The 21,878-nt window shown below is 61.9% G+C and carries 18 protein-coding genes; 12 read left to right on the top strand and 6 right to left on the bottom strand.

Annotated features, from left to right (window positions below; translation table 11 throughout):
* Positions 1 to 94 precede the first annotated feature (94 nt).
* From B348_RS0125530 to pilM, 3 genes are read right to left on the bottom strand one after another with little or no spacing between them, the layout of a single operon-like run.
* Positions 95 to 1,066 (bottom strand): pilus assembly protein PilP, encoded by a 972-nt coding sequence (locus B348_RS0125530; RefSeq protein WP_026137063.1) that lies wholly within the window; start codon positions 1,064 to 1,066, stop codon positions 95 to 97.
* A complete protein-coding gene (locus B348_RS0125525) occupies positions 1,063 to 1,614 on the bottom strand; it encodes a PilN domain-containing protein (RefSeq protein ID WP_017738865.1) in 552 nt (183 codons plus the stop codon). The genes B348_RS0125530 and B348_RS0125525 overlap by 4 nt, the downstream gene beginning before the upstream one ends.
* On the bottom strand, positions 1,614 to 2,267 hold the full coding sequence (gene pilM, locus B348_RS0125520) for a type IV pilus biogenesis protein PilM (protein ID WP_026137062.1): 654 nt from the start codon (positions 2,265 to 2,267) through the stop codon (positions 1,614 to 1,616). Before pilM ends, B348_RS0125525 begins: the two co-directional genes overlap by 1 nt.
* Before the next feature lie 206 nt (positions 2,268 to 2,473).
* Here pilM and B348_RS0125515 point away from each other — a divergent pair, with 206 nt between their 5' ends.
* On the top strand, positions 2,474 to 4,936 hold the full coding sequence (locus tag B348_RS0125515; RefSeq protein ID WP_370695308.1) for a penicillin-binding protein 1A: 2,463 nt from the start codon (positions 2,474 to 2,476) through the stop codon (positions 4,934 to 4,936).
* Between the two features lie 198 nt (positions 4,937 to 5,134).
* Here the strand turns inward: B348_RS0125515 and B348_RS0125510 are convergent, their stop codons facing one another.
* Both B348_RS0125510 and rpmE read right to left on the bottom strand, forming a co-directional pair.
* Complete coding sequence (locus tag B348_RS0125510) at positions 5,135 to 6,403, bottom strand: malic enzyme-like NAD(P)-binding protein (protein ID WP_017738862.1); 1,269 nt, start codon at positions 6,401 to 6,403, stop codon at positions 5,135 to 5,137.
* Positions 6,404 to 6,690: 287 nt separating this feature from the next.
* The gene (gene rpmE / locus B348_RS0125505; RefSeq protein ID WP_017738861.1) at positions 6,691 to 6,921 is read right to left on the bottom strand and encodes a 50S ribosomal protein L31; all 231 of its coding nucleotides are present in this window, start codon (positions 6,919 to 6,921) and stop codon (positions 6,691 to 6,693) included.
* 346 nt (positions 6,922 to 7,267) lie between these two features.
* Here rpmE and B348_RS0125500 point away from each other — a divergent pair, with 346 nt between their 5' ends.
* From B348_RS0125500 to B348_RS0125455, 10 genes are all read left to right on the top strand, one after another.
* Positions 7,268 to 9,487, top strand: a complete 2,220-nt coding sequence (locus B348_RS0125500) for a primosomal protein N' (RefSeq protein WP_017738860.1) — start codon at positions 7,268 to 7,270, stop codon at positions 9,485 to 9,487.
* A gap of 178 nt (positions 9,488 to 9,665) precedes the next feature.
* Positions 9,666 to 11,402, top strand: a complete 1,737-nt coding sequence (gene argS, locus B348_RS0125495; RefSeq protein ID WP_017738859.1) for an arginine--tRNA ligase — start codon at positions 9,666 to 9,668, stop codon at positions 11,400 to 11,402.
* A gap of 1 nt (position 11,403) precedes the next feature.
* Complete coding sequence (locus B348_RS0125490; protein ID WP_017738858.1) at positions 11,404 to 12,105, top strand: SPOR domain-containing protein; 702 nt, start codon at positions 11,404 to 11,406, stop codon at positions 12,103 to 12,105.
* A 247-nt stretch (positions 12,106 to 12,352) separates the two neighbouring features.
* Positions 12,353 to 12,883, top strand: coding sequence for an ATP-dependent protease subunit HslV (gene hslV, locus B348_RS0125485; RefSeq protein ID WP_017738857.1), 531 nt, complete (start codon positions 12,353 to 12,355; stop codon positions 12,881 to 12,883).
* Between the two features lie 37 nt (positions 12,884 to 12,920).
* The gene (gene hslU / locus B348_RS0125480) at positions 12,921 to 14,258 is read left to right on the top strand and encodes an ATP-dependent protease ATPase subunit HslU (protein ID WP_017738856.1); all 1,338 of its coding nucleotides are present in this window, start codon (positions 12,921 to 12,923) and stop codon (positions 14,256 to 14,258) included.
* Between the two features lie 163 nt (positions 14,259 to 14,421).
* Entirely contained in the window at positions 14,422 to 14,799 is a 378-nt protein-coding gene (locus B348_RS0125475; RefSeq protein ID WP_017738855.1) for a gamma-butyrobetaine hydroxylase-like domain-containing protein, read from the top strand.
* Between the two features lie 249 nt (positions 14,800 to 15,048).
* Entirely contained in the window at positions 15,049 to 16,728 is a 1,680-nt protein-coding gene (gene phaC / locus B348_RS0125470) for a class II poly(R)-hydroxyalkanoic acid synthase (protein ID WP_017738854.1), read from the top strand.
* Between the two features lie 165 nt (positions 16,729 to 16,893).
* Complete coding sequence (gene phaZ / locus B348_RS0125465) at positions 16,894 to 17,739, top strand: poly(3-hydroxyalkanoate) depolymerase (RefSeq protein WP_017738853.1); 846 nt, start codon at positions 16,894 to 16,896, stop codon at positions 17,737 to 17,739.
* A gap of 88 nt (positions 17,740 to 17,827) precedes the next feature.
* Complete coding sequence (gene phaC / locus B348_RS0125460) at positions 17,828 to 19,510, top strand: class II poly(R)-hydroxyalkanoic acid synthase (RefSeq protein WP_026137061.1); 1,683 nt, start codon at positions 17,828 to 17,830, stop codon at positions 19,508 to 19,510.
* A gap of 27 nt (positions 19,511 to 19,537) precedes the next feature.
* A complete protein-coding gene (locus B348_RS0125455) occupies positions 19,538 to 20,158 on the top strand; it encodes a TetR/AcrR family transcriptional regulator (RefSeq protein ID WP_017738851.1) in 621 nt (206 codons plus the stop codon).
* Positions 20,159 to 20,191: 33 nt separating this feature from the next.
* Here B348_RS0125455 and B348_RS0125450 read toward each other — a convergent pair whose 3' ends face one another.
* Positions 20,192 to 20,866: a response regulator transcription factor gene (locus B348_RS0125450; protein ID WP_256204500.1), complete on the bottom strand. Its 675-nt coding sequence runs from the start codon at positions 20,864 to 20,866 to the stop codon at positions 20,192 to 20,194.
* 366 nt (positions 20,867 to 21,232) lie between these two features.
* On the opposite strand from B348_RS0125450, the gene B348_RS0125445 reads away from it, so the two are divergent.
* Positions 21,233 to 21,814 carry a fimbrial protein gene (locus B348_RS0125445; RefSeq protein WP_017738849.1) on the top strand — a complete coding sequence of 194 codons (582 nt, stop codon included), beginning with the start codon at positions 21,233 to 21,235 and terminating at the stop codon, positions 21,812 to 21,814.
* The last annotated feature ends 64 nt before the right edge of the window (positions 21,815 to 21,878 follow it).

Here is a 21,878-nt window from a genome sequence, read left to right as displayed (position 1 = left end):
GCGATTGGGCACAGCAGCAGCCATCGGTGCCGTGAACGCTATCCATAGCGCCACACCGAAGGACAGGAAAGTCCTTTTCATGGGTTTGATTCCGTTATGAGTTGACGTTTAACACGAGGGTTCGCGGGCGCTCCAGCCATGCACCCTGTTCATCGGGGAACAACTCGACCAGCTCGACATGCCCGGCGTAAATGGCCGTGACCCGGCCGTGATTCGGCCCCAGGTAGTCACCGACCGCCAGCCGGTGCACCGTCGAGGCCATGCGCAGCAGAACGAAAGCCTGCACGCCACGGGACAGGGTGCCGACCATTTCGAACTGGTCGACCGCAAACGCTTCCAGCGCGCCACGCGGCCGCATGAGGTCCGGCGCCCGGGCTGGCCGTCCACGCGCGTGATCGACCTGGACGGCCAGCGGCGTGAACGGGTCGCGCAGGCCGGAGGAGTCGTAGACAAAGCGCGCGCCCTGGGTGATGGCCTCGCCCTGCCGGCCACCCGCAGACGCACGCCAGTAGCTCTTCACCCGCAGTTCAAGACGCAGCAGCCTGCCCTCCGGGCGCAGGGCCACATCATGGGCCGTGACCAAACGGGACAGGCCACCGAATGCACTGACGAACATCGCCAGGTCGTGATAGGCGCCACTGACGCCAACCGCCACCGGTTGCTCGACATAAAAAGCCTGGGGCTGCTCATCCTGCGGCGTGACGCTTTCAACCACCAAGCCATTGGTCAATGCCAACCGCGCGATGTCTTCCAGCAGGCCGGGGATTTCGGATTCAGCGGGCAGCGCCTGAAAAAGCCCATCAACCTTTGCCTGCATCCGCTCAAGCTGGCGAGCCCGCTCCTCCAGACCGGCAGCCAAGGCAGTTTTTTCCTGAATCTGCTGTTGCAGGACCACTTCCTGCGCCTCGGCCTGGTGCAACCGTTCCCGTGACGGGCTCAGCCACACAAGGTCACCCACCACACACAACAGGCCTGCCAATGCGCCACCCAGCAAGACTTTGCCAGGCAGTGGCCAATGGGCAGCGTTGTGAGTGAGCGCAGACAGATCGAGCCTGGGCAGGCTCAAGGTTGCACCTCGCCGGATTCTCCCTGGCGCACCATCAACTGGAATTCATTGGCGCCGCGCGCGCCTTCCGTCAGCACGTGCTGCAAACGGGTGGCGTGGGCACCTTCAGTGGCCTCCAGGCGACGCATCAACTGGGCAATGTCCTGGCTGGATTCAGCACTGCCGCGAATACTCACCGTATCGCCCTTGGCCACCACTTCATGCAGGTGCACCCCATCCGGCACGGCGCGCGCCAACTGGTCCAGCAGTTGGGCACCGGCCGAGCGCCCGTCGTGCAAGTCCTCGACAACCTTCATGCGTTGCGCCAATTGCTGGCTTTGCACCTGCAGGTCGTCGATGGTCTTGATCCGTGAATCCAGGACGGCGACGTCCTTGTCCAGGTGGCTGTTGCGCGTGACCTGTCGATCGATCGCCTGGTCGATCACTTGATCCGCCAGCCAGACCGCTGCGAGCGCCACACAGGCGAACGCCAGCAGCAACATCAGGAAAAACTTGCGCCGCCGTTCTGCCAGGGCCTGACGCCAAGGTAATAGGTTGATTCGTGTCATCAAGCGAAACTCCTCAGGGCCACCCCGCAAGCCACTCCCATTCCCTGGGCATCCACGGCCCATTGTGCGCCATCGACTCGACGGCCCGGCGTGAAGCTGGCGAAATCCTGACGGCAAGCACGCGCCAATGCAAACCCTTCGACATCTACCACCCGCGCCACCAGCCCGGCCTGGGCCAAAACAGCCTCGCGCGCCTCGACCTGCGCCCTGAGACAGGCCGCCAGCAACACCTCGACCCGCGCCGGGTCGTGGGCGCAAGGGCCCTGCACTTGATAGTCGATGGCCACGTCATCCAACGGATAGGGAATGTACTGATCGGCTTCCATCTGGATCCGCCAACCCACCTCTTCGTCGCTGAGCCCGGACTCCATGTCGATCACCTGGGTAATGACCGACGGGCCTGCCACGGCGATTACCGCGTACCTGGCTGACGTGTGCAAGCGGGGCACCGCCTGTTGCAGCGCACGCCCGACAGACTCAAGGTCCAGCAGGTTGCCATCGACCACCGCACGAGGTGCCAGCGCCTGTGTGGCGTAGCTTCTGATGGTGTAACCGCTGCTTGAATGGCCCAGCTCGACCAACCTGATCGCCGTGTCGCTGATATCGACGCCGAGGACGGCATCGACTTTTCGCCTGAAAAATCCCTTTCTCATAAAACTCCCCAAAACTTTCCCTGTCATAACGGCGGTCCTACCGCCGGTTAGCCGCTGAGCAGGCGTGAATGACGCCCCAAGCCGAAAAATGCTTTAATGCCCAGCGTTTTTCCCCGCTTTTTACCTACAGCCCGGGTCGATCCATCGTTAGCCATGCATGCCCCGACGCCTAACCCATTCTTTTCTCTGGAAATCCAAAAGCCTTGATTCGTCTGCTGAAGTTTTTCGGGTACTCCATTGTCGCGATCGTCTGCGGGCTGCTGCTCGTACTCAGCGGGGCCTACCTCTACCTTAGTCCGGGTTTGCCCTCCGTAGAGGCCCTCAGAAGTATCCAGTTGCAGATTCCTTTGCGGGTCTACAGCAGCGACGAAAAACTGATCGCGGAGTTCGGCGAAATGCGCCGCACCCCGATCCGTTTCGCCGATATTCCGCCCAATTTCATCAGCGCATTGCTGTCGGCCGAAGACGATAATTTCGCCAACCACTACGGCGTCGACCCCAGCAGCCTGGTTCGTGCCGCCACGCAATTGGTAAAAAGCGGACACATTCAATCCGGCGGCAGCACCATCACCATGCAGGTGGCGAAGAACTTCTTCCTCACCAGCGAGCGCAGCTTTTCGCGCAAGGCCACCGAGATCCTGCTGGCCCTGCAGATTGAACGCCAGCTGACCAAGGACGAGATCCTTGAGCTGTACGTCAACAAGATCTACCTGGGCAACCGTGCCTACGGCATCGAGGCGGCGTCGCAGGTCTACTACGGCAAGTCGATCCGTGACGCGAGCCTGGCGCAGATGGCGATGATTGCCGGCCTGCCCAAGGCGCCGTCGCGCTTCAACCCACTGGCCAACCCGGCGCGCAGCAAAGAGCGTCGCGACTGGATCCTGGGCCGCATGTACAAGCTGGGCAAGATCGACCAGGCCGCCTACGAAAGCGCGGTGGCCGAGCCGTTGAACGCCAGCTATCACGTGCCGACGCCAGAAGTGAACGCACCGTATATCGCTGAAATGGCCCGCGCCGAGATGGTCGGCCGCTATGGCAGCGAGGCGTACACCGAAGGCTTCCGCGTCACCACGACGGTGCCGAGCGACACCCAGGAAATCGCCAACAACGCCGTGCATTCCGGCTTGATCACCTACGACCAGCGCCACGGCTACCGTGGGCCCGAGTCGCGCCTGCCGGGCAAGACCCTGAGCGCCTGGACCACCGAACTGGGCAAACAGCGCGCCATCAGCGGCCTGGAACCGGCCATCGTCACCCAGGTGCAAAAAGACGGCGTGCAGGTGCTGACCCGCACCGGCGAAGCCCATGTGGCCTGGGACAGCATGAAGTGGGCGCGGCCCTTCCTGAACACCAACAGCATGGGCCCGATGCCCAAGCAGCCGTCGGACGTGGCGCAGGTCGGTGACCTGATCCGCGTGCAACGCCAGAAGGACGACAGCCTCAAATTCAGCCAGGTGCCGCTGGCCCAGGGCGCCCTGGTTTCCCTCGACCCGCAGAACGGCGCCATCCGCGCCCTGGTGGGCGGCTTCGCCTTCGAGCAGAGCAACTACAACCGCGCCGTGCAGGCCAAGCGCCAGCCGGGCTCAAGCTTCAAGCCCTTCATCTACAGCGCCGCGCTGGATAACGGCTACACCGCCGCCAGCCTGGTCAACGATGCACCGATCGTGTTTGTCGACGAATACCTGGACAAGGTCTGGCGCCCGAAGAACGACACCAACACCTTCCTTGGCCCGATCCGTATCCGCGAGGCGCTGTACAAGTCGCGCAACCTGGTGTCGATCCGCCTGCTGCAGGCGATGGGTGTGGGCAAGACCATCGACTACATGACGCGCTTCGGCTTCAACAAGTCGGACCTGCCGCCGAACCTGTCCCTGGCCCTGGGCACCGCGACCCTCACGCCGATGGAAATCGCCACCGGCTGGAGCACCTTTGCCAACGGCGGCTACAAGATCGCGCCGTACCTGATCGACAAGATCGAAAGCCGCAATGGCGACACCCTGTTCACCGCCAACCCACCGCGCGTACCGGGTGATGTGGTCAACGGCGTGGCCGCTACCGATGGCCTGGCCGCCCCGAGCAACGGTGGCATCACCATCGAGCCGACCCCCGGTGCCACGCCCGCTGCAAACGCCGCGACGCCAACCGAGCCACAGGCGCCTGCCGTTGCCGAACGCATTGTGGATGGCCGCACCACCTACATCCTCAACAGCATCCTGCAAGACGTGATCAAGAAAGGCACCGGCCGTCGCGCCCTGGCCCTCGGCCGCGCAGACATCGCCGGCAAGACCGGTACCACCAACGATTCCAAGGACGCCTGGTTCTCCGGCTACAACGGCGACTACGTGACCACCGTGTGGACCGGCTATGACCAGCCGGAAAGCCTCGGCCGTCGCGAGTTCGGTGGCACCGTCGCGCTGCCGATCTGGATGAGCTACATGGGCGCCGCCTTGAAGGACAAGCCCCTGCACACCCAGCCGGAACCGGAAGGCATCCTCAGCCTGCGGATCGACCCGGTGAGTGGCCGCGTGGCATCGCCAAGCACGCCGAATGCCTACTTCGAACTGTTCAAGAGCGAAGACACGCCGCCGTCGGTCAATGAGCTGGGCAATGGCATTGCGCCTGGCAGCCCGTTGCCAGCGGATGAAGCGGCGCCGATCGATCTGTTCTAACGCGCTGGCAGTTGGCTTCTGTGGGAGCTGGCTTGCCTGCGATGCAGGCAACTCGGTCTTTCAGTGATACCGCGGTGATGCTATCGCAGGCAAGCCAGCTCCCACATTTGGTGCTGCACAAGGCTTGAATTAATCGCCACACAGCAAAAAGCCCCGACTCGCGAGAGCCGGGGCTTTTTGTTGGTGCGCTACAACGGCTTAGCCGTTGAACACATCATCCACGCTTTGCAGCGGGTAGTTCTTCGGATACGGCAGGGTGGCCACACCGGTCTCGATTGCGGCTTTGGCCACGGCATCGGAGATCAGGGTGATCAGGCGCTTGTCCATTGGCTTCGGAATGATGTACTCACGGCCGAATTCCAGCTTGGCGCCACCGTAGGCGTCGCACACGTCCTGAGGTACTGGCAGCTTGGCCAGTTCACGCAGGGCGTTGGCCGCGGCTACTTTCATCTCTTCGTTGATGCGCTTGGCGCGAACGTCCAGGGCACCACGGAAGATGAACGGGAAGCCCAGCACGTTGTTGACCTGGTTCGGGTAGTCCGAACGGCCGGTGGCCATGATCACGTCGTTGCGGGTGGCGTGAGCCAGCTCTGGCGAGATTTCCGGGTCCGGGTTGGAGCAGGCGAACACGATCGGGTTGGCCGCCATGGACTTCAGGCCTTCAGCGCTCAGCAGGTTCGGGCCGGACAGGCCAACGAACACGTCTGCACCGTCAAGGGCGTCAGCCAGGGTGCGCTTGGAGGACGGGTGGGCAAACATCGCCTTGTACTGGTTCAGGTCGGTACGCTCGGACTGGATCACGCCCTTGCTGTCGACCATGTAGATGTTTTCCAGCTTGGCGCCCATGCTCACGATCAGCTTCATGCACGAGATAGCCGCGGCACCAGCGCCCAGGCAGACGATCTTCGCGTCAGCCAGGGTTTTGCCAGCGATTTCCAGGGCGTTGATCATGCCGGCCGCGGTAACGATCGCGGTGCCGTGCTGGTCATCGTGGAATACCGGGATGTCGCACTGTTCGATCAGGGCCTTTTCGATCTCGAAGCACTCAGGTGCCTTGATGTCTTCCAGGTTGATGCCACCGAAGGTGATGGAAATGCGCTTTACGGTGTCGATGAAAGCCTGCGGGCTCTCGGAGTCGACTTCGATGTCGAAAACGTCAATGCCGGCGAAGCGCTTGAACAGCACGCCTTTGCCTTCCATGACTGGCTTGGAAGCCAATGGGCCGAGGTTGCCCAGGCCCAGAATCGCGGTGCCATCGGAAATCACTGCAACCAGGTTGCCCTTGCCGGTGTACTTGTACGCCAGCTCGGGGTCGCGGGCGATTTCACGTACGGGCTCGGCCACGCCAGGGCTGTAGGCCAGCGACAGGTCGCGGGCGGTGGCGGTGGCTTTGGTGAGCTCTACACTCAGCTTTCCTGGACGAGGATTGGCATGATATTCGAGAGCGGCAGTTTTCAAATCAGACATATCGGCATTCCGCTTTTACTGTTGGTCGACGGACCGCCGAGGATACGCGTGTCGTAAAGTCCCTACAAGACTGGGTAGTCACCGGTGTCAAGGCCCCAGAGCGCCGTACTTTGGTCTAAGGCCACGGGATACAAGGGCTCAACTGTTCACAATCGATTTAAAAAATGTCTACAATTTTTTATTTAAACGTCGATTCAAGTGGTTTTTATCAAATTCCAGGCACAAAAAAGGCGCCCACGGGGGGCGCCTCTTTTTTCAGCGGGAAAAACCCAGGGGGTTTTTCAGGCTTACTCTGCTGGAGTAGCAGCCTTCTTGCCGAAAGCGCCGAAACGGTCAGCAAAGCGCTGTACGCGGCCGCCGGTGTCCAGAGTCTTCTGCTTACCGGTGTAGAACGGGTGGCACTCGTTGCATACGTCAGTACCCAGTGGCTTGCACAGGTTCGAACGAGTTTCGAACTTGTTGCCGCAGCTGCAAGTTACTTCGATGGTTTCGTACGCTGGATGGATATCGGCTTTCATGGCACTTCCTCGGGCTAGCGTGCCGCCACTCGACACTATTGTCGAATACCGCACGTAATTAGGCCGCGGATTCTACCAGACCTTTTTAAACGCGCAAGCGGCGCTGCCGGCTGATTCCACGCGGATAAGCGCCTTTCATCAGAAACTACTGGCTTGCCACAATCCATGTGGGAGCTGGGCTTGCCCGCGATAGCGGTGTGTCAGACACCCAACCCTGCGACTGATATGACGCCATCGCGGGCAAGCCCGGCTCCCACAGAAGCACCCGAGACGGGACACCTCTATCGCAGGTCTGCTAGGCTCCCGCCCCTGCGCCACCGCCTGCCTATATAGATGAGACCCCCGCGTGCCCGACGCCATTTTGCGCCTAGCCCTGCCCTCGCCCCTGCGCCGCCTGTTCGATTACCGTGCCCCGGCCGGCGTGCTGCGGGCGCAGTTGCAGCCGGGCATGCGGGTGCGGGTGCCGTTTGGCCGGCGGGAAATGATCGGCATCCTGGTGGAAGTCGCCGACCACAGCGAAGTGCCCGCCGAAAAGCTCAAGCCGGCGCTGGCGATCCTCGACGCCACGCCGCCGCTGCCGCCCGCCCTGTTCAAGCTGTGCCTGTGGACGGCCCAGTATTACCAGCACAGCCTCGGCGACACCCTGAGCTGGGCGCTGCCGGTGCTGCTGCGCCAGGGCGAACTGGCCGAGGCGCGCCAGGAGCGTTTCTGGTCGGCGGCACCCGGCGCGCGCCTCGACGACCCGCGCATCGCCCGCGCCCCGCGCCAGCGCGAAGCCCTGGCAACCCTGGCGCAACATCCCCACGGCGTGGCCCATCAGTTGTTAAGCAAGCTGATGCTGAGCAAAGACAGTCTCGACCTGCTGCTCGCCAAGGACCTGGTGCAGGTGGAAATCCGCAAGCACGCCCCCGACCCGCGCCACGAACACTGGCTGGCCCAGCCGGAATTGCCGTTGAACCCCGAACAACGCGCCGCCTACGAGGCGATCCGCGCAGGCTTCGACAGCTTCCACGCGTTCCTGCTGGCCGGCGTCACCGGCAGCGGCAAGACCGAAGTGTATTTGCAGCTGATCCGCGAAACCCTGCAAGCCGGCAAGCAGGCGCTGGTATTGATCCCGGAGATCAACCTCGGCCCGCAGACCCTGGCGCGCTTCGAGCAACGCTTCAATGCGCGCATCGCCCTGGTGCACTCGGCGGTCAATGACCGCGAACGCCTGGAGTCGTGGCTGGCGGCGCGGGACGGTGAGGCCGACATTATTATCGGCACCCGTTCGGCACTGTTCACCCCGATGAAAAACCCCGGGCTGATCATCATCGACGAGGAGCACGACGGTTCTTATAAACAGCAGGAAGGCCTGCGCTACCACGCCCGCGACCTGGCGCTGGTGCGCGCGCGCCAGGAAAACATCCCGATTGTGCTCGGCTCGGCCACGCCGTCCCTGGAAAGCCTGCACAACGCCTACACCGGTCGTTACGGCCTCCTACGCCTCAACGAGCGCGCGGGTGGCGCCAAACAGCCACGTTTCCTACGCCTGGATGTAAAAAGCCGCCCGCTGGACAGCGGTATTTCCGGGCCGATGCAACAAGCCATCGGCCAGACCCTCGCCGCCGGCCAGCAAGTGCTGGTGTTCCTCAACCGTCGTGGCTTTGCGCCGACGCTGTTGTGCCATGACTGCGGCTGGATGTCCGAGTGCGAGCGCTGCGACGCGCGCATGACCGTGCACCAGCGCCACGGCGAGTTGCGCTGCCACCACTGCGGCCATGTGGAACGGGTACCGCGCCACTGCCCGCAGTGCGGCAAAGTGGACCTGCGACCGGTCGGCGCGGGCACCGAGCGCGCCGAGGAGCGCCTGGGCATTCTGTTCCCGGACTTCCCGGTGCTGCGGGTTGACCGCGACAGCACCTCGCGCAAAGACGCGATGAACCAGCTGTTCGCCACTATCCAGAAAGGCCAGCCGTGCATCCTGATCGGCACGCAGATGCTTGCCAAAGGGCACCACTTTCCACGGGTGACCCTGGTATCGATCCTGGATGCCGACGGCGGTCTGTTCTCCGGCGACTTCCGCGCCAGCGAGCGCATGGCGCAACTGATCGTGCAGGTCGCCGGCCGCGCCGGGCGCGCTGAAGAACCCGGCCGAGTGATTATCCAGACCCACCTGGCCGACCACCCGCTGCTGATCCAACTGACAGAACAAGGCTACTTTGCCTTCGCCGAGCAGGCCTTGAGCGAGCGCCGCTCCGCCGGCCTGCCGCCGTTTTCCCATCTGGCCCTGCTGCGCGCCGAAGCGCATAAACCGGGGCAGGCCGAAGGTTTCCTCGACGAAGCATGCAGCGCAGCCGAACGTTTGCTCGGCGAACTGGGTCTGACCGGCATCGAACTGCTCGGCCCGGTGCCCGCGCCCATGGAGCGCCGCGCCGGGCGCTATCGCGCTCAGCTACTCTTGCAGGCAACGTCCCGCGCGCCCCTGCATCGGCTGTTAAGTAGCCTGTTACTTGCCCTGGAGCAAATGCCCAGCGGCCGGCAGGTGCGATGGTCGATGGATGTGGACCCCGTGGATTTGTATTGATCCACTCCACAGTTTGAATTGTGAACACCCTTAAATGTGGGAGCGGGCGTGCCCGCAATGAGGCCCGCAGGTCCGCCAACCCGTCTGAACGGTTGGCAAGCCCGCCCTCCCCACGGATAATGCCCAGTTTTTCCACCCGCGCATCGCGCGCTGTCGCTTGCGGCACAAAGAGAACACCATGAAAGACACCATTCGCCAGCTGATCCAACAAGCCCTCACCCAACTCGTCAACGAAGGTGTGTTGCCTGAAGGCCTGACGCCGGCGATCCAGGTGGAAAACACCCGCGACAAGACCCACGGCGACTTCGCCAGCAACATCGCGATGATGCTGTCCAAGCCCGCGGGCATGAAGCCCCGTGACCTCGCGGAAAAAATCATCGCCGCGCTGCCGGCCGACGAGAGCGTCACCAAGGCCGAAATCGCCGGCCCGGGCTTTATCAACTTCTTCCAGAACACCCAGGCCCTGGCTTCGCGCCTGGACGCGGCCCTGGCCGACGCCAAGATCGGCGTGCGCAAGGCCGGCCCGCTGCAACGCGTGGCCATTGACCTGTCGGCGCCGAACCTGGCCAAGGAAATGCACGTCGGCCACCTGCGCTCCACCATCATTGGCGACGGCGTGGCGCGGGTGCTGGAGTTCCTCGGCGACACCGTGATCCGTCAGAACCACGTGGGCGACTGGGGCACCCAGTTCGGCATGCTGATGGCCTACCTGCAAGAAAACCCGATCACCAGCAACGAGCTGTCGGACCTGGAAAACTTCTACCGCGCTGCGAAGAAGCGCTTCGACGAGTCCGAAGAGTTCGCCGACCGCGCCCGTGGCCTGGTGGTCAAGCTGCAAGCCGGCGACCCGGAATGCCTGGAGCTGTGGGGCCGCTTCCGCGAGATTTCCCTGTCTCACTGCCAGGAAATCTACGAACTGCTCAACGTCAAACTGACCATGGCCGACGTGATGGGCGAAAGCGCCTACAACGACGACCTGATCAATGTGGTCAACGACCTCAAGGCCAAGGGCCTGCTGGTAGAAAGCAACGGCGCGCAGTGCGTGTTCCTCGAAGAATTCAAGACCGCCGAAGGCGAGCCGCTGCCGGTGATCATCGTCAAGGCCGATGGCGGCTACCTGTACGCCACCACCGACCTGGCGGCCGTGCGCTACCGCAGCGGTGTGCTCAAGGCCGACCGTGCGCTGTACTTCGTCGACCAGCGCCAGGCCCTGCACTTCCAGCAGGTGTTCGAAGTGGCACGTCGCGCGGGTTTCATCACCCACCCGATGCACATGGAACACATGGGCTTCGGCACCATGAACGGCGCCGACGGCCGCCCGTTCAAGACCCGCGACGGCGGCACCGTGAAGCTGATCGACCTGCTCAACGAAGCCCAGGAACGTGCCTACAACCTGGTGAAGGAAAAGAACCCGGAACTGGCCGAGGCCGACCTGCGCAACATCGCCCGCGTGGTGGGCATTGGCGCGGTGAAATACGCCGACCTGTCCAAGCACCGCACCAGCGACTACAGCTTCAACTTCGAGCTGATGCTCAACTTCGAAGGCAACACCGCGCCGTACCTGCTGTACGCCTATACCCGTGTGGCCGGCGTGTTCCGCAAGCTGGGCAAGGATTTCAGCGAAGTGGAAGGCCAGATCGTGCTGGATGCCCCGCACGAACAGGAACTCGCCGCCAAGCTGGCGCAATTCGGCGAAGTGCTGAACAGCGTCGGCGAGAAAGGCACACCGCACATCCTCTGCACCTACCTGTACGAAGTCGCCGGCCTGTTCTCCAGCTTCTACGAGAACTGCCCGATCCTCACCGCCGACGACGAAGCCCAGAAGCAAAGCCGCCTGCGCCTCGCCGCCCTGGCGGGACGTACCCTCAAGCAAGGCCTGGAACTGCTGGGCCTGGAAACCCTGGAGCGCATGTAAGTTGGCTGCCAAGAAAAAACCTGCACCCAAGCGCGGCGCCAGCCGCTACCAGGCCCCGGCGAAGAAGCCGATTCCGGGCTGGTTGTGGATGGCCATCGGTCTTACCGTGGGCGCGTTTATCGTGTTCCTGATGAAGCTGGACCCGGGCAAGGGCGACGACGTCAAACGGGTCAAGCAGGAACAGCAGAAGGCCACGAAAATGGCCGAAGCCAACAAGACTGCGCCGAGCCCGACGGCACCGGTGAAGCCGAAGTACGACTTCTACACCCTGCTGCCGGAATCGGAAGTGATCGTGCCGCCTGACGCCGTGCCGGAGAAAACCCTGCCGACGCCACAAGTGCCGACCACCCCGGTGACCCCAGCGGAAGCGGCGAAGATCGACACGGCACGTGCCCAGGCCGCCTTGGCCGGGATCACCCCACCGCCACCGCCGCCGGTTGCCGAAACCAAGGCAGCGCCGGTGACCAAGTTCTTCCTGCAAGCGGGCTCGTTCCCCAAGCAGGCGGATGCGGATCGCGTACGGGCGCAGATCATTCTGCTGGGCCAGGCGGTGACGGTGGAGTCCGGCACGGTGAAGGACGCGACCTGGTATCGCGTGCTGGTGGGGCCGTTCAGCAACCGTGAACAGCTGACCGTGGCACAGAAGCAACTGGCCGGCGCTGGGTTTAGCAACCTGTTGTTACAACAACGCCAGAGCCGCTGACACCGATCAAAATGTGGGAGCTGGCTTGCCTGCGATAGCGGTGTAACAGTCAATATTTTCAGTGACTGACACACCGCTATCGCAGGCAAGCCAGCTCCCACATTTGGTTTCTGGGTGTTCTGAAGAATGTGTCAGATCAATACACACCACTCGTCCGCACACCACCCCCACGGTTGAAATCCCCCCCACCACCCCCATATCAGTTTTCACCAGGGCATTTTCGCCCCGCTGCGTGGAGACTCTCCCCTTGACCACCATCGTTTCAGTACGTCGCCACGGCAAAGTCGTCATGGGCGGCGACGGCCAGGTTTCCCTCGGCAACACCGTGATGAAAGGCAACGCCAAGAAAGTGCGCCGCCTGTACCACGGCCAGGTGCTTGCCGGTTTTGCCGGTGCCACCGCCGACGCCTTCACCCTGTTCGAACGTTTCGAAGGCCAACTGGAAAAACACCAGGGCCACCTCGTGCGCGCGGCGGTCGAACTCGCCAAGGAATGGCGTACCGACCGTTCCCTCAGCCGCCTGGAAGCCATGCTCGCCGTGGCCAACAAAGACGCCTCCCTGATCATCACCGGCAACGGTGACGTGGTCGAGCCAGAAAACGGCTTGATCGCCATGGGTTCCGGTGGCGGCTACGCCCAGGCTGCGGCCAGCGCGCTGTTGAAGAAAACCGACCTGTCGGCCCGTGAAATCGTCGAGACCGCCTTGGGCATCGCCGGCGATATCTGCGTGTTCACCAACCACAACCTGACCATTGAGGAGCAGGACCTCGCCGAGTAAGCCGTAGGCTTATTCCCGCTTGAGGCCGCCAAACACTATGTCCATGACTCCCCGCGAAATCGTCCACGAACTCAACCGCCATATCATCGGCCAGGACGATGCCAAGCGCGCCGTTGCCATCGCGCTGCGTAACCGCTGGCGCCGGATGCAACTGCCCGAAGAACTGCGTGTTGAAGTCACGCCAAAGAACATCCTGATGATCGGTCCTACCGGCGTCGGTAAAACCGAAATCGCCCGTCGTCTGGCCAAGCTGGCCAACGCGCCGTTCATCAAGGTCGAAGCCACCAAGTTCACCGAAGTGGGCTATGTGGGCCGCGACGTCGAGTCGATCATCCGTGACCTCGCCGACGCCGCGCTGAAGCTGCTGCGCGAACAGGAAATGACCAAGGTCAGCCACCGCGCCGAAGACGCCGCCGAAGAGCGCATCCTCGACGCCCTGCTGCCACCGGCACGCATGGGTTTCAACGAAGACCCCGCGCCGAGCTCGGATAGCAACACCCGCCAACTGTTCCGCAAGCGCCTGCGTGAAGGCCAGCTGGACGACAAGGAAATCGAGATCGAAGTGGCCGAAGTCTCCGGCGTCGATATCTCTGCGCCGCCTGGCATGGAAGAAATGACCAGCCAGTTGCAGAACCTGTTCGCCAACATGGGCAAGGGCAAGAAGAAAAGCCGCAAGCTCAAGGTGAAGGAAGCGCTGAAACTGGTGCGCGACGAAGAAGCCGGGCGCCTGGTGAACGAGGAAGAACTCAAGGCCAAGGCCCTGGAAGCCGTCGAGCAGCACGGTATCGTGTTTATCGATGAGATCGACAAGGTGGCCAAGCGCGGCAACTCCGGTGGCGTCGATGTCTCCCGCGAAGGCGTACAGCGCGACCTGCTGCCGCTGATCGAAGGCTGCACGGTGAACACCAAGCTGGGCATGGTCAAGACCGACCACATCCTGTTTATTGCCTCCGGTGCATTCCACCTGAGCAAGCCAAGCGACCTGGTGCCGGAGCTGCAAGGCCGCCTGCCGATTCGCGTGGAACTCAAGGCGCTGACCCCGGGCGACTTCGAACGCATCCTCAGCGAGCCGCATGCGTCGCTCACCGAGCAGTACCGTGAGCTGCTGAAAACCGAAGGTCTGGGCATCGAGTTCCAGCCGGACGGCATCAAGCGCCTGGCGGAGATTGCCTGGCAGGTCAACGAGAAGACCGAGAACATCGGGGCGCGTCGTTTGCACACCTTGCTGGAGCGTTTGCTCGAGGAAGTGTCCTTCAGTGCCGGCGACCTGGCCGGTGCGCAGAATGGCGAAGTGATCAAGATCGACGCGGATTACGTCAACAGCCATCTGGGCGAATTGGCGCAGAACGAAGACTTGTCTCGTTATATCCTGTAAGCCCTACTTAAGTGTGGGAGCTGGCTTGTGTGGGAGCCGGGCTTGCCCGCGATGCAGGCACCTCGGTGTATCAGTGATACCGAGGTGATGCCATCGCAGGCAAGCCAGCTCCCACACAAGCCAGCTCCCACATTGTTGAGCCGGTTTCTTCAGGATTATCGCCATGACCAAATTCCCTACTGCCGTAAACCTGCACAAAACCTCCAACACCCTCGGCCTCACCTACGGTCCCGACGAGGTGTACCAACTCCCCGCCGAGCTGCTGCGCACCCACTCGCCTTCCGCCGAGGTCCAGGGCCACGGCAAGCCGATCCTGCAATTCGGCAAGCTCAACGTGCGCCTGACCAAGATCGAACCGGCCGGCCAGTACGCACTGAAATTGACCTTCGACGATGGCCATGACAGCGGACTGTTCACCTGGGACTACCTCTACCAACTGGCCGTTCGCCAGGACGCGCTGTGGGCCGATTATTTGGCTGAACTCAAAGCCGCCGGAAAAACCCGCGACCCGAGCCAGTCGGTCGTGCGGCTGATGCTCTAGCCCAAGGGTCTTGCTCTTTAGAGGGCATTTTCTAATTTCATCTGCTTGAATGCCCTGTCGCGTGGCCAATGATTGGCCCGCTTGCGAAAAAAATTAAACTCGGGTAACCAATGGAACTGGCAAGTTCCCTGCATTTGACGATGCGGTATCAACGGTCACCCGAGTCGCAGTACCTGGCTTGTGTTGTGTATCGATATTGGGTGCACAGCGGTAACGGGTACTCGTCTTTCGGACAATGGAGCGTCGTAGATGAGTAACAAGAACAACGATGACTTGAAACGCCAGGCCTCGGAAAACACCCTGGGGCTCAACCCGATCATCGCGTTACGGAAAAAGGATTTACTCGCCTCGGCGAAGATGGTGCTGACCCAAGCCATCAAGCAACCGTTGCACAGCGTCAAGCACGTCGCCCACTTTGGCGTCGAACTGAAGAACGTGATGTTCGGCAAATCCGAGCTGGTGCCCGAGAGCGATGACCGTCGCTTTCACGACCCCGCCTGGAGCCAGAACCCGCTCTACAAGCGCTATCTGCAAACCTACCTGGCGTGGCGCAAGGAACTGCACGACTGGATCGGCGACAGCAACCTGTCGGAACAGGACATCAGCCGCGGCCACTTCGTGATCAACCTGATGACCGAAGCCATGGCGCCCACCAACAGTGCGGCGAACCCGGCAGCGGTCAAACGCTTCTTTGAAACCGGCGGCAAAAGCCTGCTGGACGGTTTGTCCCACCTGGCCAAGGACATGGTGCACAACGGCGGCATGCCGAGCCAGGTCAACATGGGCGCCTTTGAAGTGGGCAAGACCCTGGGCACCAGCGAAGGCGCGGTGGTATTTCGCAACGACGTGCTGGAGCTGATCCAGTACAAGCCAATCACCGAACAGGTGCACGAGCGCCCGCTGCTGGTGGTGCCGCCGCAGATCAACAAATTCTATGTCTTCGACCTGAGCCCGGATAAGAGCCTGGCGCGCTTCTGCCTGCGCAACGGCCAGCAGACCTTTATCGTCAGCTGGCGCAACCCGACCAAGGCCCAGCGCGAGTGGGGGCTGTCGACCTATATCGAGGCGCTCAAGGAAGCGGTGGATGTGGTCACCGCGATCACCGGCAGCAAAGACATCAACATGCTCGGCGCCTGCTCCGGTGGCATCACCTGCACCGCCCTGCTCGGCCATTACGCCGCGCTGGGGGAGAAAAAGGTCAACGCCCTGACCCTGCTGGTCAGCGTGCTGGACACCACCCTGGACACCCAGGTGGCGTTGTTCGTCGATGAGCAAACCCTGGAAGCGGCCAAGCGCCACTCCTACCAGGCCGGCGTGCTCGAAGGCCGCGACATGGCCAAGGTGTTCGCCTGGATGCGCCCCAACGACCTGATCTGGAACTACTGGGTCAACAACTACCTGCTGGGCAACGAGCCACCGGTGTTCGACATCCTGTTCTGGAACAACGACACCACGCGCTTGCCGGCGGCTTTCCATGGCGACCTGATCGAGCTGTTCAAGAACAACCCGCTGGTCCGCGCCAATGCCCTGGAAGTGTGCGGCACGCCCATCGACCTCAAGCAGGTCACCGCGGATATCTACGCACTGGCCGGCACCAACGACCACATCACGCCGTGGCAGTCCTGCTACAAGTCGGCACAGCTGTTTGGCGGCAAGGTCGAGTTCGTGCTGTCCAGCAGCGGGCATATCCAGAGCATCCTCAACCCGCCGGGCAACCCCAAGGCGCGCTACCAGACCAGCGACAGCCTGACGGCGACACCGCTGGACTGGCAGGAGAATGCGACCAAGCACACCGATTCCTGGTGGTTGCATTGGCAGGCGTGGCAGGCGGAGCGGGCGGGTAAATTGAAGAAGGCTCCGACGAGTTTGGGTAACAAAACTTACGCCGCAGCGGAAGCGGCACCGGGCACCTACGTACACGAACGATAACCAGATGTATGGCTGAAATGCAGTCAGTGTGGGAGCTGGCTTGCCTGCGATAGCGGTGGGCCAGTGAGCTGATGGGCTGGCTGGAAGAATGCCATCGCAGGCAAGCCAGCTCCCACATGGACCGAGTTCCTACAGATAAACAGCACCACTTCACAGGGCTTGAGCATGCCGCAACCGTTCATCTTCCGCACCATCGACCTGGATGGCCAGACCATCCGCACGGCGGTGCGCCCGGGCAAGCCTCACTTGACGCCGCTGCTGATCTTCAATGGCATCGGCGCCAACCTTGAGTTGGTGTTTCCGTTCGTCCAGGCGCTGGACCCGGACCTGGAGGTGATCGCCTTCGACGTCCCCGGCGTCGGCGGCTCGTCGACACCCAAGCGGCCTTACCGGTTTCCCGGCCTGGCCAAGCTCACGGCGCGCATGCTCGATTACCTCGACTACGGCCAGGTGAGCGTGGTGGGCGTGTCGTGGGGCGGCGCGCTGGCGCAGCAATTCGCCTACGATTACCCCGAGCGCTGCAAGAAGCTGATTCTTGCGGCCACGGCAGCCGGCGCGGTGATGGTGCCGGGCAAGCCGAAGGTGCTGTGGCTGATGGCCAGCCCGCGCCGCTATATCCAACCGTCCCATGTGGTGCGCATCGCGCCGATGATCTATGGCGGCTCGTTCCGCCGCGACTCGAAGCTCGCCGCCGAACACGCGAGCAAAGTGCGCTCGGCCGGCAAGCTCGGTTACTACTGGCAACTGTTCGCCGGGCTGGGCTGGACCAGCATCCATTGGCTGCACAAGATCCGCCAGCCGACCCTGGTGCTGGCGGGGGACGACGACCCGCTGATCCCGCTGATCAACATGCGCATGCTCGCCTGGCGCATTCCCAATGCACAGCTGCACATCATCGATGATGGCCACCTGTTCCTGATCACCCGGGCCGAAGCCGTGGCGCCGATCATCATGAAATTTCTCGAAGAGGAGCGCATGCGTGCGGTGATTCATCCGCGCCCGGCGGTGTAAGGACCACACCGCCGCGCAACTTGCCAGGAACCGACTATGGTTCTGAATTGGCGTGCCTGTTGATGGCTTGACGAAGGAGTGTTGGCTCATGCGAGAAAGACCCGTGACGAACCCGGCGCCCACCCCGGCCGCGTTTATCAATGCGCAAAATGCGATCACCGGCCTGCGCGGTCGGGACTTGCTCTCGACCCTGCGCAGCGTGGCCGCCCACGGTTTGCGCAACCCGGTGCACACGGCCCGCCATGCCTGGGCATTGAGTGGTCAGCTGGGCCGCGTCCTGCTGGGCGAAACCGTGCACGAGCCCAACCCCAACGACAGCCGCTTCATCGACCCCACCTGGAAGCTCAACCCCCTGTACCGGCGCAGCTTGCAGGCCTACCTGAGCTGGCAGAAACAAACCCGCCACTGGATCGACGACAGCACCCTCAGCGCCGATGACCGCGCCCGTGCGCACTTCGCCTTTTCCCTGCTCAACGATGCCGTCTCCCCATCCAACACCCTGCTCAACCCGCTGGCCATCAAGGAGTTGCTCAACTCCGGCGGCAACAGCGTGGTGCGCGGCGTGACCAACCTGGTCGAAGACCTGCTGCACAACAACGGCCTGCCACGCCAGGTCAGCAAGCATGCCTTTGAAGTCGGCAAGACGGTGGCGACGACGCCCGGTTCGGTGGTGTTTCGCAATGAGCTGCTGGAGCTGATCCAGTACAAGCCCATGAGCGAAAAACAGTACGCCAAGCCACTGCTGGTGGTACCGCCGCAAATCAACAAGTACTACATCTTCGACCTGAGCCCGGCCAACAGCTTTGTGCAGTACGCCCTGAAAAACGGTTTGCAGACGTTTATGGTCAGCTGGCGCAACCCGGATGTGCGCCACCGCGAGTGGGGCCTGTCCACCTACGTCGCGGCGCTGGAAGAGGCGCTCAACGTGTGCCGGGCGATCACCGGCACGCGTGAGGTCAACCTGATGGGCGCCTGCGCCGGCGGCCTGACCATCGCCGCCCTGCAAGGCCACCTGCAAGCCAAGCGCCAGCTGCGGCGCATCTCCAGTGCCAGCTACCTGGTGAGCCTGCTGGACAGCCAGATCGACAGCCCCGCCACGCTGTTCGTCGACGAGCAAACCCTGGAGGCCGCCAAGCGCCGCTCCTATCAGCAAGGCGTGCTGGATGGCCGCGACATGGCCAAGGTGTTCGCCTGGATGCGCCCCAACGACCTGATCTGGAACTACTGGATCAACAACTACCTGTTGGGCAAGGAGCCACCGGCCTTCGATATCCTGTACTGGAACAACGACAACACGCGCCTGCCCGCCGCGCTGCACGGCGACCTGCTGGACTTCTTCAAGCACAACCCGCTGAGCCATCCCGGTGGCCTGGAGGTGTGCGGCACGCCCATCGACTTGCAGAAAGTCACGGTGGACAGCTTCAGCGTCGCCGGGATCAACGACCACATCACACCGTGGGACGCGGTGTATCGCTCCACCCAACTGCTGGGCGGCGACAAGCGCTTCGTGCTGTCCAACAGCGGGCATATCCAGAGCATCCTCAACCCGCCGGGCAACCCCAAGGCCAACTACGTCGAAAACCCCAAGCTGAGCAGCGACCCGCGCGCCTGGTACTACGACGCCAACCACGTCGAAGGCAGTTGGTGGCCGCAGTGGCTGGAGTGGATCCAGCAACGCTCGGGCGTACAGCGCGAAACCCTCACCGCCCTGGGCAACCAGAATTACCCACCGATGGAAGCGGCGCCAGGCACTTACGTGCGGGTGCGCTGAGCTCAGCGATCAGATTAAGAAGACTGGATGAAGACCCGCGACCGTATCCTTGAATGTGCCCTGCAGTTGTTCAACCAGAAGGGCGAGCCAAATGTGTCGACCATGGAGGTCGCCAATGAGATGGGGATCAGCCCCGGCAACCTCTACTACCACTTCCATGGCAAGGAGCCGCTGGTGCTCGGGCTGTTCGAGCGCTTCCAAAATGAACTGGCACCGCTGCTCGACCCGCCGGCGGAGGCACAACTGGAGCCTCAGGATTACTGGCTGTTCCTGCACCTGATCGTCGAGCGCATGGCCCACTACCGCTTTCTGTTCCAGGATTTGTCGAACCTGGCAGGACGCCTGCCGAAACTGGCCAAGGGCATTCGCAACCTGCTCACTGCGCTCAAGCGCACCCTGGCGTCATTGCTCGCCCGCCTGAAAGCGGCCGGGCAACTGGTCAGCGGCACCCAGGCGCTGGGGCAACTGGTGGAGCAGATCACCATGACCCTGCTGTTTTCCCTGGACTACCAACGGATTCTCGACCGCGAGGGCGAGGTGCAGGTGGTGGTCTACCAGATCATGATGCTGGTGGCGCCGCACCTGTTGTCGCCGGCACGGCAAGCGACCGAGCAGCTGGCACTGCGTTATCTGGACAACCCGATTTAACGGTGTGCCCCAATAGTGTTTTCAAACAGGCCATCACCCCGGCCGGCCAAACTGTTTAGTGAACATGAACAGTTCGCTGTCAGTCTTGATCCCCAGTTTTCGATAGGCTGACTGTTTTTGCGTGCTGATGGTACTCACACTGCGCGAGAACTTTACCGCAATTGAACTTACGGACATGCCCTCGAGAAAACAACGCAATACTTCCTGCTCTTTTGGCGTGAGGCGGGTATTCAAGCGCAAAGACGCCGGACGTACCACGGGCGAATTAACATCCACCCGGTCAAAAAATGAGGTCGATTCCTGAAGCGCCAATAACATGCAACGTTCCAGGTAAATCCGACCTTGGGCAACCGTTCGAATTGCCACTATCAATTCGGTGAGTTTCTGGGTCTTGCCCAGCACACCCAGACTTCCAGCCTTCAACGCCAGCGATACGGTCGCGAGCGTGTAGTGCGACGATACAACCAGCAGCCTGCAGCGCTTGAACCGCCGACTCAAGGTCTGGATCAGGCTCAGACCATCGGTGTCCGAAGGCCCCAGTGTAAAGTCCATCACCACCACATCCGCAACCCGCCGGGCAAGCGCTTCAAGCAATTCCCTGGACGTCCTGAAGGAGCCGATCACATCCAGATCGGGCTCGTTGCCCAGGCCCAACTCGATCCCTTGCCGAACCATCTCATGATCATCCAACAACATGATGGTATGCATATCAACCACCGGGAAACTCGTAAAAATAGGTACAACTTGGTACAAGTTTTTTCTTTACAGGAACACGGTATAGCGCAGCCCCATACGGTAATCAACCTGCAAAACAACAAGAATCACTCTTACATCCCAGTACTACAGACAAGACTTACACCTACTTCTTACGGACCTATTCCGGCATAAATTCTTTAACTACAAACCGTTGATTTTCGAACAATCACGAGAGCAATCTCGTGACACTTCTATAGGCCGCGTCAACTTTCCCAGACAAATTAGGAGCCCCCACCACGCTATAAAGATCCAGAACAACACCGATGTAACGCTTCAATCTGTGGTGGGTTACTCAGTTAACTCAAGATTGGAAACACTATGAAATTCAATGTTCTCTCCACCTTTGTTGCGACACTTGCCGTGGCCGCTACCGTCTCGCAAGCGGCCCATGCTGCAAATGATGGAACGATCAATTTCACCGGGCTGGTGAACGATACGACCTGCACCATCGAAGGCGCAGCGCCCGGCACCGGTGCAGTGGTCAAGGACGTGAACCTGGGCGGTGTATCCGCCGCACGCCTGGCGAAACCGGGTGATCGCGCCAACCTGACCGGTTTCACCATCCGCATTGGCGCACCCGGCGAAGGCAGTTGCACCAACGGCCGTACCGCCATGGTTGCATTCGACCCCACCAGCCCGGCCATCGATGTGGCGACCGGGCGCTTGAATATCGACGGCCACGATGATCCGTCCGACACCACAAACGCCAAGAACGTACAGGTTGAAGTGACGAACCGTGACGGCTCGCCGATTAACGTTTACACCGAAAAATCCGAAGGCGTGGTGATCGCCGACAACCAGGCTGTGATCCCACTGGCCGCGCAACTGTACGCCAGCGGCGCTGCGACGGAGGGCACGGTCAAAACCCGCGTCGGCTTCATGATCGTGTACGCCGACTAACCAAGAGAGTACGTGGGCCTGCTGCTGTCCGGCAGGCCCATCCGCCGGATTAGAAGAGAGCTTT

Origin of the sequence: Pseudomonas sp. CBZ-4 (assembly GCF_000346755.1) — a bacterium.
Lineage (GTDB): Bacteria > Pseudomonadota > Gammaproteobacteria > Pseudomonadales > Pseudomonadaceae > Aquipseudomonas.
Note: the sequence above shows the minus strand (reverse complement) of the source record. Positions and strands in the feature narration are given on the sequence as shown.